This is a genomic window from Corynebacterium sp. (genome assembly GCF_030826625.1).
GTDB lineage: Bacteria > Actinomycetota > Actinomycetes > Mycobacteriales > Mycobacteriaceae > Corynebacterium.
This window is the reverse complement of record NZ_JAPJNQ010000021.1, coordinates 1-15,254: the sequence shown is the minus strand read 5'-3', so window position 1 is coordinate 15,254 and position 15,254 is coordinate 1. Positions and strand designations below refer to the sequence as shown.

Annotated in this window: 15 protein-coding genes and 2 pseudogenes; 8 read left to right on the top strand and 9 right to left on the bottom strand. The window is 56.6% G+C overall.

Annotation, left to right across the window (positions count from 1 at the left end; translation table 11 throughout):
- The first annotated feature begins 21 nt into the window (after positions 1 to 21).
- The 3 genes from RCH87_RS04175 to RCH87_RS04165 all read left to right on the top strand — a co-directional run bounded on the left by RCH87_RS04175 (position 22) and on the right by RCH87_RS04165 (position 2,931).
- Positions 22 to 924: a hypothetical protein gene (locus RCH87_RS04175; protein WP_306515478.1), complete on the top strand. Its 903-nt coding sequence runs from the start codon at positions 22 to 24 to the stop codon at positions 922 to 924.
- Positions 925 to 1,127: 203 nt separating this feature from the next.
- The gene (locus RCH87_RS04170; protein WP_201803754.1) at positions 1,128 to 2,414 is read left to right on the top strand and encodes a Na/Pi cotransporter family protein; all 1,287 of its coding nucleotides are present in this window, start codon (positions 1,128 to 1,130) and stop codon (positions 2,412 to 2,414) included.
- 64 nt (positions 2,415 to 2,478) lie between these two features.
- Positions 2,479 to 2,931 carry a hypothetical protein gene (locus RCH87_RS04165; RefSeq protein WP_249620017.1) on the top strand — a complete coding sequence of 151 codons (453 nt, stop codon included), beginning with the start codon at positions 2,479 to 2,481 and terminating at the stop codon, positions 2,929 to 2,931.
- Positions 2,932 to 3,213: 282 nt separating this feature from the next.
- On the opposite strand, the gene RCH87_RS04160 is transcribed toward RCH87_RS04165, so the two are convergent.
- Together RCH87_RS04160 and RCH87_RS04155 are read right to left on the bottom strand one after the other, a co-directional pair.
- The gene (locus RCH87_RS04160; RefSeq protein WP_306515477.1) at positions 3,214 to 4,416 is read right to left on the bottom strand and encodes a DUF5129 domain-containing protein; all 1,203 of its coding nucleotides are present in this window, start codon (positions 4,414 to 4,416) and stop codon (positions 3,214 to 3,216) included.
- Positions 4,417 to 4,470: 54 nt separating this feature from the next.
- Positions 4,471 to 4,836 carry a DoxX family protein gene (locus tag RCH87_RS04155; protein ID WP_064834072.1) on the bottom strand — a complete coding sequence of 122 codons (366 nt, stop codon included), beginning with the start codon at positions 4,834 to 4,836 and terminating at the stop codon, positions 4,471 to 4,473.
- Positions 4,837 to 5,660: 824 nt separating this feature from the next.
- Between RCH87_RS04155 and RCH87_RS04150 the strand changes: the two genes are divergently transcribed.
- On the top strand, positions 5,661 to 6,161 hold the full coding sequence (locus tag RCH87_RS04150) for a hypothetical protein (protein WP_049168475.1): 501 nt from the start codon (positions 5,661 to 5,663) through the stop codon (positions 6,159 to 6,161).
- 1,089 nt (positions 6,162 to 7,250) lie between these two features.
- Here RCH87_RS04150 and RCH87_RS04145 read toward each other — a convergent pair.
- Positions 7,251 to 7,802: an IS3 family transposase gene (locus RCH87_RS04145; RefSeq protein ID WP_161797447.1), complete on the bottom strand. Its 552-nt coding sequence runs from the start codon at positions 7,800 to 7,802 to the stop codon at positions 7,251 to 7,253.
- Between the two features lie 214 nt (positions 7,803 to 8,016).
- Positions 8,017 to 8,201: pseudogene (locus RCH87_RS04140) on the bottom strand (hypothetical protein); the annotation flags it as partial.
- 188 nt (positions 8,202 to 8,389) lie between these two features.
- On the opposite strand from RCH87_RS04140, the gene RCH87_RS04135 reads away from it, so the two are divergent.
- The gene (locus RCH87_RS04135; RefSeq protein ID WP_373690913.1) at positions 8,390 to 8,743 is read left to right on the top strand and encodes a transposase; all 354 of its coding nucleotides are present in this window, start codon (positions 8,390 to 8,392) and stop codon (positions 8,741 to 8,743) included.
- Here the strand turns inward: RCH87_RS04135 and RCH87_RS04130 are convergent.
- Entirely contained in the window at positions 8,740 to 9,351 is a 612-nt protein-coding gene (locus RCH87_RS04130; RefSeq protein ID WP_306515476.1) for a TetR/AcrR family transcriptional regulator, read from the bottom strand. The genes RCH87_RS04135 and RCH87_RS04130 overlap by 4 nt on opposite strands.
- A 176-nt stretch (positions 9,352 to 9,527) precedes the next feature.
- Here RCH87_RS04130 and RCH87_RS04125 point away from each other — a divergent pair, with 176 nt between their 5' ends.
- A complete protein-coding gene (locus tag RCH87_RS04125; RefSeq protein WP_306515475.1) occupies positions 9,528 to 10,238 on the top strand; it encodes a GAP family protein in 711 nt (236 codons plus the stop codon).
- 139 nt (positions 10,239 to 10,377) lie between these two features.
- Here the strand turns inward: RCH87_RS04125 and RCH87_RS04120 are convergent.
- Positions 10,378 to 10,551, bottom strand: a pseudogene (locus tag RCH87_RS04120) (anion transporter); the annotation flags it as partial.
- Positions 10,552 to 10,751: 200 nt separating this feature from the next.
- On the opposite strand from RCH87_RS04120, the gene RCH87_RS04115 reads away from it, so the two are divergent.
- Positions 10,752 to 11,426, top strand: a complete 675-nt coding sequence (locus tag RCH87_RS04115; RefSeq protein WP_306515473.1) for an Ltp family lipoprotein — start codon at positions 10,752 to 10,754, stop codon at positions 11,424 to 11,426.
- Between the two features lie 184 nt (positions 11,427 to 11,610).
- Entirely contained in the window at positions 11,611 to 12,249 is a 639-nt protein-coding gene (locus tag RCH87_RS04110; protein ID WP_306515472.1) for an Ltp family lipoprotein, read from the top strand.
- Positions 12,250 to 12,285: 36 nt separating this feature from the next.
- On the opposite strand, the gene RCH87_RS04105 is transcribed toward RCH87_RS04110, so the two are convergent.
- The 3 genes from RCH87_RS04105 to RCH87_RS04095 all read right to left on the bottom strand — a co-directional run.
- Complete coding sequence (locus tag RCH87_RS04105; RefSeq protein WP_005296245.1) at positions 12,286 to 12,564, bottom strand: metal-sensitive transcriptional regulator; 279 nt, start codon at positions 12,562 to 12,564, stop codon at positions 12,286 to 12,288.
- Positions 12,564 to 14,684: a cation-translocating P-type ATPase gene (locus tag RCH87_RS04100; RefSeq protein WP_306515471.1), complete on the bottom strand. Its 2,121-nt coding sequence runs from the start codon at positions 14,682 to 14,684 to the stop codon at positions 12,564 to 12,566. Before RCH87_RS04100 ends, RCH87_RS04105 begins: the two co-directional genes overlap by 1 nt.
- Before the next feature lie 25 nt (positions 14,685 to 14,709).
- A partial coding sequence (locus RCH87_RS04095) for an MBL fold metallo-hydrolase (RefSeq protein ID WP_306515470.1) occupies positions 14,710 to 15,254 on the bottom strand: 545 nt, incomplete at its 5' end.

Here is a 15,254-nt window from a genome sequence, read left to right as displayed (position 1 = left end):
CAAACAGGCTAGACTAGGTGCATGAAACCTCATGCACGGAAACTCGCCCGCACGCTTGGCCTCAGCGCCGTCATTGCTTTAGGCGTGGCGGGCTGTTCTAATCCAGAAAACCGTCCCGATCCGCAGCCAGCTGACAATGCTGCCAACAGCGCTGCGGATAGCACTGCCGATGCCGCTGCCACGGAGACGGATTCTGCAGCGTCGGATAAGTCCAGCGATTCGGCGTCGACAAGCGAATCCGAGTCTGGCTCGGCTACAGCGTCGGAATCGGCAAGCGAATCGACTAGCAAATCCGCAGGCAAGTCCACCGACAAGTCCAGCGAGAAATCTTCCGGCACATCCACCGGTAAATCCAGCAAGTCGAGCGGTAAATCCAGCTCCAGTAAATCGAGCTCCAGCAAGGAACCAACCCCGGCGGCTGACCTCGGCTACGGTGAGACTATCGAACCGACCATCACAGATGGTTTCTACCGCATTGCGCTGCCGGATGGTTCTTTGTGTGAACTCCCGGAAACGGTCGCGCCGGGCGAGGATGGGCTGCGGTGTTTGCTGAACATCGATAAGCCGCTCAAGGATGTCAATGGGGACATGACGCGCGGCATCGTATTCCGTAACGGAATGTTTACTCCAGATGAACAACTCTCCACCACCGAGGCGGCTGAGGCGTTCATGGAGCGGAACGATTCTGCCGAAGAATTGAAGGGTGCACAGGCAACCGCGTTCGCTGGCTATTCCGTGGTGGCAGAATCTGCCGATGAGATCGCGTTTGTGGGTGCTACTGAGGACGGCTTCGGCACCTTCTTTATCGCAGGTCAGGCTGTGTCTCCGTTCTGGAATCCAACTCCGGCCTGGATTGAGGCACCAACAATAGCGGAGTACTTGCAGCGCATCATTGCTGCCGACGAAAAAGCGGGGCGTCGTTAAGCCCGTTAGGTTGCTCACAATCCAAAAAGTTTGCTTGTTTGTAACCTTGTGTGAACCTCGTATTTCCGCACGCCCGATACATTGCTTGTTGTAAGGCCCCGAGTTGGCCTGAAACAAACCAATCAGTGGCAGTACGCACCTCTAGTTTTCTTAAGTTTTCTGGGGTGCGGGCTGCAAGTGCGAAGCAAGGTGTCAGGAAACAGATGATGTCACACACTTCCTCAGGGCAAACGTTCCCGGATCAGACCGCATCCGATGACCGCACCCTTGGCGACGCTCAACTACGGCTGGAACAGGGTGTGCAGGAAAAGCAAAAGGCTCCGCGTAATCCACTGAAGCGCCTCGGTATTGACACTGATAAGCAGTGGGTGAACTGGGTTGCTGTCGCCGTCAGCGTGTGGTTGCTTATCACCGCCGTTGGCGTGATCGGTGACGGCTTTAAGGCTGCCACCGGCGATCACGCAGAAGAGCTGTTCGCTTTTGCACAGAACCCACTGATCGCTCTCATGGTCGGTATCCTGGCCACTGCGTTGATTCAGTCTTCGTCGACGACCACCTCGATTGTGGTCGGCATGATGGCCGGTGGTTTGCCAGTCCAAATCGCCATCCCAATGTTGATGGGCGCGAACGTCGGCACCACGCTGACCTCGACGTTGGTCTCATTGGGCATGGTGCGCGACAAAGACTCCTTCCGTCGTGGTTTCGCCGCAGCGTCCGTGCATGACATGTTTAACCTGCTGGCGGTGCTGATCTTCCTGCCGCTGGAGCTGATGTTCGGCCTGTTGGAAAAGGTCACCGGCTTCTTGGTTTCCGGCGTGAACGCCGAATCCGAACAAGCTGGTTTCTTGGCCACCGGCATGGAAGGCCTGGGCACGTTCATTGGCTTTATCACCGAGCCGGGCAAAGACCTGCTGGTTGCATCGACGAGCTGGTTGCCAGAGACCATCGCTGGCATCGCGCAGATTTTGATTGGTATTGCGCTGATCCTCGGCGTCGTCAACTTCATCGGTGCGCTGCTGAAGGTCGTTATGGTTGGTAAGGCCAAAGACATTCTGCACAAGTCCTTGGGCCGTGGTCCGATCTCCGGCATTGGTGCTGGCATGGTTATCACCATGCTGGTGCAGTCTTCTTCGACGACAACCGCGCTGGTGGTTCCCCTGGCTGGTTCTAACACCTTGTCAATCCGTCAGGTCTACCCATTCACCATCGGTGCGAATATCGGCACTACGATCACCGCACTGATTGCCGCATTCGCATTCACTGGCTTGGAAGGCCAGGCCGCTCTGCAAGGCGCGCTGATTCACCTGATGTTCAACGTTTTCGCTGCTCTGGTGATCTACGGCATCCCAGGTGTGCGCGAGGTGCCGCTGTTTTTGGCGCAGGGCATTGCGAATATCGGCGCACGTAACAAGCTGTATATCGCAGCGTGGGTGCTGGGCATGTTCCTGGTGCTGCCGGGCGTTTTGATCCTGCTCACCACTGTATTCTAGGAATCACCACTCATCCCGGTGTAGAACATGCTCGCCGGTGATATGAGATAAGGAAGTAATAACGATGATGGATCCGCACCACGACACAGGGGCTGACAATCTACGTGGCAAGTCCGTAGAAGAACAGCTGGAAAAGATTCTGCGTGAGGCCGAAGCATCGTTAAGCGAGCTGCGCAGTGAGCTGGCGGAGCAGCGCCGTCGCAAAGAGCTAAGCCTAGAGATTGAACGTTTGCCGGAGCATTTGGAAAACACCACCGTCCAGTGGTCCGTTGTGCGGGATTTCTTCTCCGAGTTGATCGGGGAACTGCGTGAGACCCGGGAAGACAAGCTTGGGACTAGCGAAGCTGGGGAGACTGACAGGGGAGCTGCTTCTGGTCAACACCAGGATGGCGGCCACGAAAATAACAGCACCCATCTGCACAGCACCGATCAACACGGCTTCGAGCACGATGACCACGATGACGCAGAGAACAATAGCCACGAGAACCCACGCGAAGCGCACGGCTCACAGCGCTAGCACTAAAACCCTGAAGCGCTAGCACTAAAACCCTGACGAGCCACCCGCGCCAGAAAACCCAGAACTAAACGACGTATTCGTGCTCCCGCTGTTCGAGCTACTGGATTGCGCTTCGACGGTGGAAGCATGCCAGCTGCTCAGCGCCCAATAAGGCACGAAGTTGTTCCATCCATAACCCGGCCGGTAATCGGACGAAGTCAATCCCGGGGCTTGTGGTGCATCCGCCTTCGATTCGTCAATATCGCTAAATTCTCGCTTACGCAGCTGCGTTAACGCCGCCTGTTAGTCACGCAGCACGACAATGAAATTGTCCAAGAAATCCTCAACGCTAGGTTCCTGGGCTAGAGCTTCGGTTCGCTGCTGGATTGCAGCCAATTCCTGGTAAAGACCGGAATCAACATTCCGCACCTTCATTTTCGCCTCGACGACGTCGTCACGCAATGACTGTGCCTCGCTGCGCCGGGTGAGTTCATCACCATTTTCCAAAGCAAAGATCGTGTCGATGTTGTCTTCGGCATGGTGCATCTTCTTTGCGGTCGAGGCCGCGTCACTGAGTTGGCCCGCGTACTGCAGGAATGTCTTGTCGTCGCTTCGCGGGCTGAGTTCGCTGAACTTGGAGACGTCGTCATGCATGTGCAGAAAGCGGTCCCGCACCTTGCGCCACTGGTCACGCAACTGCTGATCCGCAAAAGCGGAGGTCAGTGAATGTGCGCGGATATCTATGGCGTCCAAACGCTGGGCGAGTGTGCCGAATTCAACGGAAATATAGTCGAAGTCTTCCCGCGCTTGGGCGATTTTCTTTGCACGGCTACGCCGATACCCTCCGGTTGTTGCTGCAACACCACCACCGAGGGCTGCGGCGCCGAGACCTCCCATAACGATGGCGGAGGTGCGGTCGGATTCTGCGCTATCGAAGCGCGCTTGCTCGAGGGCAGCGAGGTCAGTTGCTACGGAGGCGCCGTGGAACAGGCCGCCGGGGATATTGCCGTCTTTGACACCGGGTTTGATCGCATCCAGTGATTCGCTCAGGTGGCTGCTGTCGCGCAGTTCGAGTAACTCTGCGACGTCATCACCAGCGAAAATGAAAGCTTGTCGGGGATTAAGCCCCACGCCAACAAACAATGTTCCGTCGGCAAAATTATCGTCGCCGATGAGCTCCGGGTGGTGATCGCGCAGGTAGTTTTCCACGGTGTCGTTGACGTTGTCGTCGTTATCTGCGAAAACAATATAGTGCAGCTGCTTGACGACGCCCGGTACTTCGAGGCGTGCGGCATCACGTTCGAGGATCCGTTCGTCGTCAGCAGTGAGCACGCCGTCGGGGTTGTGAATGCGCAGGGCGAGATTGCTGTGTGTCGGCGCGTCGATCTGGTAGTGCGCACGTTCTGGGGAATCATAGGTGGTGGCGATGCCCAGTGCTGCACCACCGCCAAGCACCCCGGCGCTAAGAATCGAAGCAGCGACAATCTTTCCGACGGTTGGCTTCATGTGCTTGATGCTACACCGTGGGGTGCGGGGCTTGGAGCGTTCGCAGGCAGATGCCTAGCGATGCTGCTTGCGGTTTTGCACCAGCACTGTCGTGCTGAGTGCTGTCATTCCTAAACAGTTGAGCCAGAATTCTTTGCCTAAAAACTTTGCCTTCACATGCGCGAAGATTGCACAGGCGAAATAAGCCACGACGCCGGTGGATGTGGCAGTTGTCAGTTGCGGGCTGTTTTGCGCGGTGCCGCGCACAAGCCCGAGAGCGGCCAACGACTTGATGACGATCAGTGACCACCACCAATTTTGCGGAAAGTTCACTCCATGCAGGCAATCTCGAATGAATTTGGGAGGTTTGATTGACATTGCTGCATCCCCAGCGAGAACCGCTGCCAGAAAATAATTTCCGCGCTTTACCTGTGTGTCCATAAACTAACTTTATCCTATATTGTTATCAAGGATACATTTTGTCAGGCCGGCCCCGGAGACCTCGGGCGTGCCGCAGTATGCGCCCTGTTTGTGGGTTTCGCTTGCACTGCGGCCGTAAAAATAGTCTGCAGTGAGTAGATAAAATGTACGTTGTTATCATGGTTTTCCTCGCCGCATATTCAAGGCTCTATGGTTGATGTTCCTGAAGCAAAGTAAAAACCCAAAGAAAAACGCTAAAAGCGCTTGCAGTGAAGCGGTACCTGGGAAGTGGCCTGAACTTAGTCCCTGAAAACCGGAATGGTTAATTTTAGACGGTTGGGGGTTGAAGGGTTTGTTGAACCCATCGGCGGGCAATGCGCCATGAAACCATGGCTTTGGGGCTACTGCCTGACTCGCGGCCTACATCGACATGGTTTCTGTCGGGATTCGATCTTCTACTAATCGGATAACTCGGTCCTTCGCATGTTGATCAATTTTGTGGGTATGCTCGAAACATTTTCCCATCTACTTAAACGGAACAAAAGCCTGGGCACTTCATACGCTTACGCCAAACCGAACCAAAATAATAACTGTCAAGAATTACCCATTCGGCTCCCATATGACCACATGACTATATGGGGAATCATCTCATTGTGTCGCAAGTGAAACAACCGTCTGCCCCTAATGGAAAGCACAGCAACCCCTTTCTATGAAATACAACACTAAAAGTGTTGACTTGTAACATTTCTTTAACTAAGATCGTTAATGCACCACCACTCACCACAAAGCTTGAAGCAACGCACGCTAGGTTACTTCAACGCTTTAAACCCATAAAGATTCACCATATGTTGAAAAATGCTCGTAGCCGCCTCGCTACCATGGCTCTCATAGTCACACTGCCCCTTGCAGCTGCCCCGGTAGCGGCCGCAGAAACTCCTGCCCCTGTCGCTGTCGAGTCTGCGGGAACCATCGAGGAACAAGCACTCGCTCAGTACTTTGCTGAGGTTGATAATGCCCAGACTGAAAAGGAAGCACATGATGCCCTCGTGAATTTCCTTGGTGAAGACGCAGCCAATCAGGCAATCAAAGAGAATTCGGCCACCGGTCAGTCCGTGTCCACTCGCGGGGCTGGAACATTCCTCACATGCGTCAAAGGAAAAGCCTCTGATGACATCAAGAGCGTCTTCGACATTAACGTAGTTGCTGCCGCGATTGGCCAGAAAGACTATGCCAAGGCTGCAAAGGAAGCAGTGAAGTATCTCGCTAAGCAAGGCATCAGGAGAAATGTTGCTGCTCTAGTTGGCATGTTCGCGTACTGGGGTTGGCAGTGCCGAGGTAGCTGGTAAATCCTTAGTATTGCAAGCAGAATAAGAAGGGTGTAGGCATGGCAACTTTAGGAAAATTCCTGGTCAAATGGATTATCATGATCCTGATTATCGGAGTGTACGTTGTATTCCGGGATATCATAGGATGGGATGAGGATCTAAACTGGTCGCGATTTGCAGAATTCTCTGCACTGGGAACCCTTGGCCTTTTCCTTTTGGCTGTCTACTCAAACAAGAAGGCAGGCTGATGTGATCCCACTGCAGAATTGCGCGCGTTGCCATTTCTAACCTTGAATGCTTCATCAAACCCCCGCTGGGTTCGAATTGCCAACCCAGCGGGGGCTTCATGACGGACTAGGCTTATGTAAAAGATATCTACACCTTAGATCCCTATTCCATCGTGAATGTCACTGCTTATTCCCGGCATCTCCATACCCGGGGGCAGGAAGTGATCCAGGGTCACGCCATCCGCATCGGATCATGCAGCTTTGACCTGTTCCTCCAGGCCGCGCGGAAAAGATGCTGGAATAGTCCGGCATCCAGACCCTCATCACCTCAGCGCCTAGCGGAGGGGTAACAGGGAACGGCCACCATCCCGATAGTGAGCCCCGCATAGCTCTACATACATCTGCACCCTTCTACTTAACAGCACGGCGAACGACCCATCGCGGAAGGTTTCCTTACGATCACCGTTATCAAAGCCCACCACTGGCAAGGTTGCCCACACGTCTGATCCGACGGATGCGCTGCAGCATATCTACCCTCTGAAGTGCTCCGAGTTTTGTTTCTAGGCATTTACCTTGATTTCTATTATTGTTTGGAGCGAGTTCTGCTTCCAAAACTCGGTTTCCACTTCGACAGAGATGCGGTATCCCACGCTTTGATGCAAACTAGTCTCGTTCCACCATGACACCCACTCGAATGCCGCGATTTCTACCTCGACAACATCACCCCACCTGAGAATATGGATCAGCTCACCTCTTGTGAGGGGCCGTTCACGTTTTCAGAAAAGCATTGTCATATCAGTCCCCAACAATTCCGGTAGAAGCGGCAATGCCGTGCTGGACACCTCGCTCGTTGTAGACAACGCTGACATACTGCGACCCGTGGTTACAATGGTGAACCAACCCTGAAGTTCCCTTGGCACTGACAATCGCCTGGTTGAGAGCATGCAGCGGCAGTGCTTGAAGTGCGCATGGAATCTGATAACGCCCACCCAACGATGGGTCGAGAAAACACATCGGTGACAAACGCGGTGTACACAAAGCTTTTCTTCGTGCGCACGTAGGTAATGTCAGCGACCCATAACTTATTCGGTGCTGCGGCACTGAATTCGCGTTGGACTAAGTCCGGGCGCAGATCAGGCACGTGAGCTTTTCGGGTTGTGATAGGTGACCGGCCTTTACCTTTGCCAGAAACGCCAGCCACGCGCATCAACCTGGCAGTCTGCTCACGACCGATAGCGATTCTTTTACGGCGAAGTGCGTGCCACATTTTCCGCACACCATAAACACCATAATTATCAGCGTGAACCTGGCGAAGGTGTTCGAGCAAACCAGCATCACGAAGTCTGCGGGCACTCATGCCACAAGCTTTAGATTGGCGATAACCACGCGAGGTAATAAACCCGCCTTTACGGTTATTCTTCAACGTCGTATACATGAACTCGATTGTGAAACGGTTTCGGTATTCATCGATGAATCGGATCATCTCTTAACGTTGTGGTTCGAGTCATGAGGCGAAAAAAGCTGAGGCAGCCTTCAGTAGCTCGTTAGTGTCGCGTAGCTGGTGGTTTTCACGACGTAGTCTGGCGTTTTCAGCAATCACGTCTTCTTCGGCACGAGTAACATCGCCATCCCGGTGATCCTGCCAAAGTCTATTGACGAGCCGTGTGCCATGAAACCCCCAGCTTTGGAACTACTGCCTGGCACGCGGGGTGCATCGACATGTTTTCTGCCACGATGCGATCTTCCACGAGACGGACCACGCGATCCTTTGCATCCTGATCAAATTTCCTTGGCATGGTCGAAGGTTTTCCCAGCTGCTTAAACGGAATAAAACCTAAACCTTTCATGATGATCTTTCAGTGTCTTCGACTCCAATAGTAATATTTTCAAAAAATTAAAAATATAAAATCATTGTATAGAAACTGCCTCCGAAACCTAAAGGAGTCCGAAGGACCTGACCCCTGTTTGGTGGACACCTGATACCCAGCCCATTTAGGCTGGGAAGAAAGGTAATCTACCACCATGTCCAGGTATTCCGAAGAGTTTAAACGTGATGCCGTAGCCCTGTACGAAAACAATGAGGACCTCTCGCTGAAGTCAGCATCAGCAGAGCTCGGCATCAACCAGGCATCGCTATATTCCTGGGTTAAAAAGTACGGCACCGGTAAACGGTCCCGCACGAAAGCGCTACACGATAAAGCCCAAGCGGCGAATGATTCCGAACGCATCCGCCAGCTGGAAAAGGAAAACGCTAAGCTGCGCGAAGAACGTGACATTCTGCGCAAGGCTGCTAAATATTTTGCCGAAGAGACACGCTGGTTATCCGCTTCCAGTTTGTCTATACCACCGAAACTTCCAGCCCAAGTACCGTCCTAGTCCTTAGGAGAACCGGGTTCTACAATCAGCGCGAGTCCCGAAGCAAGGTCGGCCAGCAACTGCTTCGCCGAGTCCACAGGAGCATTGAGGTAGTCGATCGTCAGCCCGTTGACCAGTGCGGTGACAAGACGAGCACCTTGCTCAGGCGACAGCCCTCGAGCCAACTTTCCGAAACGTTGCGCTGCTTCGAGCCCTTCAGACACGCGCGCCCGAAACTTCGTGACCTCGGCGTCGTATAAGCCAGCCAGCCATTCGCGCGTCGAGGCAGCAGCTCCCACAATGACCCACACAGCGGAATCCTCGCGCTGGACAGGGCCAATTGGCAAAAGTTCAGCCAGGCGACCGTGTAAGACCGTGTGAAAATCCGTCGCATCGGTTTGAGTAAGGGCCCGCGACTCCTGGCGTTGCAACGACCTGACAAAAGCTTTCGCGATGATGTCGTCCCGTTTACCCATCTGGTACTGGACAGTCCCAGGTGCGACGCGAGCCTCAGTGGCGACATTGCGCACGCTCAGGGCATCGAGGCCCTGACTGACCATTACCCGAATGGCAGCATCAGCGATCACTGCGGCGGTGCCCGTGATAGGTGTGCTGCGATCAACAGACATGGAGCTCCAATCTTCCCTAGCTCAGATGCGATGAGCCATTCATGAGTGCAGTTGCACTCGTATTTTACATCTCATACAATCGTATCAACTGCGCGATTAATACGAACGTATGACGCGGGATTGAGGCCTTTTGTGAAGCTGAGGCCCCGATGAACACCCGACTACCGGAGAATTCCATGTCAGACTTCCTCCCCCTTGCCGGCCTTGCACTCGTAGATAGTTTGAGTGCAGGAACTCTTGTCATTCCTATTGCTCTGATTGTTATCTGGCGACGAGTGCGTTTAGGCCTGTTGGGCACCTATCTCGCTACGATCGCCACGGCCTACTGCGCCCTTGGTATTGCGCTTCTATTAGGGTTCGATACGGCAGTATCGAGGCTTTCTGGCGTAAGCGAGACTGATTGGTTCCGGTGGGTGACGCTTGTTCTAGGCGCGGGGCTTTTCATCTTCGGTGTGTTCTCGCCAAACCCCAAAAAGCCCGCGGCCACGCAGACCGCCGGCGCCGAAGTACCGAAGAGTCGGGCCTCTCGCCTTGCACGGGGCGCGTCACTGAGCGCGACTAGCATGGTGGGGCTTGCGCTAGGTGCTGCTGTTGTCGAGGCTGCGACGATGTTGCCCTACCTAGGCGCAATGGGAATTATCCAGTCTATGTCTTTCGGGTTTAGCGGCAAGGCCGCGCTTATTGCGGGGTACTGCATCATCATGGTCCTACCGGCAACTCTTATGGCTGTCATTGCAGGCGCAGCGGGGCCGGCTATTTTTCATCGTTTGGAGCGCGCCATCCGCCGGCTGGAGTACGAAGCGAAAGTGACGTTGCTGTGGATCGCGGCAATTGTGGGAGGCTACATGGCGGCATCGAGTGCAGTAAGGCTCGGATTGATCGGTTGAGTGCCAGGTTGAACCTTGAGCGATGGCATCGATTGAAGAGCCCCCTTCCTACAGAGCTAACCCCGGCCCGTCATAACGGCGGCCGAGGGCTAAGTCTTCTTTATCCCCTAGCCTATACCTACCAAGGCGGCAACAGTAAGGATGCACCGAAGGTAGCGGCCATCGCCGGAATGACGGGGTCTACTCCCGCAGCCATGGCAGTGATGACCAGGGCACTAGATACGCCCAACATTTTGTTGAGTCCGGAACCGATGGTTTCCGCTAGACCGGAGCTGCCCAGCATGGCGCCGAAGATCATGCCGCAACCAAATAAGGAGAGTCGGATAGCTAACAGTCAACCACCAAACGGCTGCCAGTTGTTGATGAAAAGCTACACCACGGAAACAAAACGCCTCGCTGCCGCATCTACTACTACGACCGGGCTTTGTGCCTCCGCCTTCCACACAGGCGCCGTGCACGTCACCCGCAAGTACCCAACACGCACCCAGCAACGAGTACCAGGACTTTAGTTAGATGCCCTCCCCCGACAGCACGCCTCAGAGAGACTCCCACGCAGGTTCTCAGAAAGACGCCCTCCAAGCCCCCATCAACGGCCGCCTCGCGCTGATCTTCATCGGTGCCATCGTCCTGGTCGGCATCCTCGTCGCAGCGATTTGGTACGTTGCCAACAACAAGGACTACGGTCGCGGAATCAACCCACAGCCCGCCGCAGCCTCCGCGCACCAGCGCCCAGCCAGCACTTCGACTACGCCGCCAGCCACGGAGCCAGCCAACGCCCCCGCGAAGGCATCCAACTCCCCACAAAGCGAGCTCAACCAATACTCCACGTCCGAAAGCGAGGCCACAGGCAGCACCGCCATGGAATCCACTGAGAGCACGGCCATCGCGCAGCCAACCGACGCTCCCAAAACCCAGCGGCAAGCCAACGATGCCGCCATGACCGCCCTCAAATTCAATCTCTCCGAAAAGGGCCTGCGCGAGAACCTACAGCTCCAGGGGTACGCCGACGATCAAATCACCACGGCCATCGAAAAGATCGATCCCGACTGGAACCAGCAGGCCCTCAACTGCGCGCGCAACCTCAACGAAACAGGCTCTCCCCTGCCCGAGGAAGAGCTGCTCAAGATGCTAAAGACTAACTCCGGCTTCACCGAGGAGCAGGCTCAGTACGCCATCGACCACCTGTAGCCGATCACTAACCTCTTCGCCCCACCACCCTCAATCCTGAGATTTAACCCAGAAAAGGGGTAGCTCCCTTTAAGCGTATAGGTAGTTTTCCAAAGGTTATTTAAGCTATACGAAATGCTAACAGGGTTCTTTAACTCTGCAGCTGGCTACATGCCTACAACCACCGACGCTTAAGGATCAAGAGATGACCGCTCCACAGCCGGCCCCACAAGCCAACCCCTACGGAAACCCGAATAATTGGCCTGCACCCCAACCGCCCCAGAAAAAGAAGATGGGCAAGGGCAAAATTGCCCTCATCGTGGTCGGCGTGTTGGTTGTTCTCGTCATGATCGCCGCAGCCATGGGTGGCAGTGAAGAAGACAACTCTGCTTCCTCGACTTCCAGCAGTTCAAGCTCTGATTCTCCCGCACCTGAGGTAACGTCCCCTGAGAACGAGCAGGTCGCCGAGGAAATGGATCCCGCTCCAGCCGAAGAACCGAACCCTGCGCCTGCCGAGGAAGAAAAGCCAGAAGAAGATTCCAACGATTCCGGAAATGTAACCCGCGAGCAGCGAAACGCACTACGGTCCGCAAACAATTACCTCGACACGATGGCGTTCTCCGACGAGGGCCTCCGCAAGCAACTGGACTTCGAAGGCTTCCCGCCGGACGCGATCGACTACGCCATGCAGAACATCGAGGTCGATTGGAACGAGCAGGCAGTCAAGATGGCTCGCCAGTACGACGAGTCCGGCCTAGCGATGTCTGACAGCGGCCTCTACGATCAGCTGATCTTCGAGGGCTTCACCCCAGAGCAGGCCCAGTACGGCGTGGACAACATGTAGCCCCCTGCCCCTGCTAACCCCTACCTACCCAGCAACCTAACGAACCAACCGCTTCACGGCCTGAGATACCTCCGCCAGCTTCTCCTCGGCCTCTTCTCCCCCAGCCTCCGCGGCGTGCCGCACGCAGTGGTTCATGTGGTCATCCAACAACCCCAGTGCCACGCCCTTCAGCGCAGACTGCAGCGCAGTGACCTGCGTGAGGATGTCGATGCAATACTGCTCCTCATCCACCATCCGCTGCAGCCCGCGCACCTGCCCTTCGATCCGTTTTAGCCGCGCCAGGTAGCGCTCCTTGTCGCTCAAGTAACCGTGCATTATTTGAATCCTTTCAACCGCAGACTGTTGCTCACCACAAACACACTAGATAGCGCCATCGCCGCCCCAGCCAGCATCGGGTTCAACAACCCGAATGCGGCCAGCGGGATCGCCGCCACATTGTAGGCAAACGCCCAGAACAGGTTCATCTTGATCGTCCGCAGCGTCTTGCGTGCCAGCCGCAGCGCATCCGCCACAGCCAGCAGATCGTCTCGCATCACCGTAATGTCCGCCGCCTCAATCGCCGCGTCCGTACCCGAGCCCATCGCGATGCCCAGGTCCGCGCTCGCCAGCGCCGCCGCGTCGTTCACGCCGTCGCCAACCATCGCCACATTCTCCAGCGAGCGGATGTGCGCCACCTTGTCCTCCGGCATCACCCCGGCGATCACCTCGTCGATGCCGACCTCACGCGCCACGGCGTCCGCCACCTGCTGATTATCGCCGGTCAGCAGCACGGTCTTCAACCCCATGTCGTGCATCTTCCGTACCGCTTCGGCACTGGTGGTCCGCACTGTATCGGCCACGCTGATGGTGCCGATCGCTCGCCCATCCGCGCTCACCTTGACTGTGGTTGCCTTATTTGTGGACGCCCCCTCGTCCCCACGGCCAATCCGTATCACCTGGCCCTCTACGGTAGCCTCCACACCGTGTCCAGGCAGATTCTTAAAGCCGGTGACCTCCGGCAGGTCACCAAACTCATCCCGGCCGGCCTCTGCAATGGCCCGGCCAATGGGGTGCTCCGAGTACGCCTCCACCGCCGCAGCAGCGCGCAGAACCTCCTCGCGATTGCCGTCTGCTGGCTGCACATCGACTACCCGCATTGTGCCTGTCGTCACCGTGCCGGTCTTATCCATCACAACGGTGGTGATGGCATGCGCGCCCTCCAAAACCTCGGGTCCGCGAATCAGAATGCCCTGCTCGGCCCCACGGCCCGTACCAACCAGCAAGGCTGTGGGCGTCGCTAAACCAAGGGCGCAGGGGCACGCGATAATCAGCACCGCGACCGCATTGCTAAAGCCCGCGAACAGCAGTGTAAGCAGCGCAATCGCGATGACGACCGGAACGAAAATGCCGGAGACCTTATCGGCCAGGCGCTGCACGTCGGCCTTACCCGACTGGGCCTCGTCGATCAGCTTCGCCATCTGGGCCAACTTCGTCTGCGAGCCCACGTGGGTCGCCTCCACGACCAGGCGGCCAGAGGTGTTGATGGTGGCACCCGTGACCTCATCGCCGGGGCCAACATCAACGGGCACGGACTCGCCGGTGAGCATGGACTGATCAATGGCGGACCTGCCGTCCAGGATGCGGCCATCCGTGGCGATCTTCTCGCCCGGACGGGCCAGGAAGCGGTCACCGATCTGCAGCTGCTCAATGGGTAGCAATGTTTCCCCGCCTTCCCGCAGCACGGTGACTTGCTTGGCGCCCATGTCCGTCAGCGCGCGGATGGCATCCCCGGCGCGCTGCTTGGAGCGCTTCTCAAAGTACCGTCCCGCCAATACGAACGTCACCACGCCCGCGGCCACCTCAAAGTAGATATCCCCCATCGGGTCGCCCGCGTGGTTCAGGATGGACCAGCCGTGGCGCATACCGGGATCGCCCGCGTGGCCAAAGAACAGCGCATACAGCGACCACAGATAGGCCGCCGAGGTGCCGACGGTGATGAGGGTATCCATCGTCGCCGCGCCGTGCTTCAGGTTCACCCACGTGGCCTTGTGGAAAGGCCAGCCCGCCCACAGGATCACCGGGGTGGCCAGGGCGAAGCTGACCCACTGCCAGTAGTCGAACTGCAGCGGCGGGATCATCGCCAGCAGGATCACCGGGGTGGCCAACGCGATGGCAACCACCAGGCGGCGCTTCAGACCGCGCAGCTCCTTGGCGGCCGGGTCGTCGCCGGCAGGCTTCTCCGGCTTAGGCACGCTACCGCCGTAGCCGAGCTTCTCCACGATGGCGATATAAGAATCCGCGTCGGCGACCGCCCCCTCCCCCGTTTCGATGTGTGCCTTCTCGGTGGCGTAGTTAACGGTGGCGGTCACGCCCTCCTGCTTGTTCAGCTTCTTCTCGATGCGGTTAGCGCAGGAGGCGCAGGTCATGCCCGTGATATCAAGATCTATTACAGCCATGCCCCCAGTATACCCTTAGGGGGTATCAGTATCCACGTTCGATGTACTCCTCGATACGCGCAGCCTCAGCGCCCACCGTGGTGGTGTCACCGTGGCCGGGGTAGACCTTCAAGTCGTGCGGCAGGATGAACACCGTGGACTGCAGGGACTCGATAATCGTCGGGAAGCTGGAATACTTCCGCCCCGTCGCACCCGGGCCACCGTTGAACAGCGTGTCGCCGGACAGCAGCGCATGCTGCCCTGGAACCTCCACCACGATGCAGCCCGGCGAGTGACCCGGCGTGTGGTACAGGCGCACACCCCAGTCCGCCCAGAACGGATCCTCCACGTCGATCGGGGTAAACGGCGCGTCGCCGTTGGATTCCTCCCACAGCATCCGGTCGTCCTCGTGCAGGTAGACCTTCACTCCCCACTTCTCTGCCAGCTCCGGCGCCAGCTCGCAGTGGTCGTTGTGCGCGTGGGTCAGCAGGATCGCCTCCACGGTGCGATCCCCCACGTGGTCGATTACCGCCTGCGCGTCGTGCGCCGGATCCACCACGATGCACTTGTCATCGTTGATCAGCAGGTAGA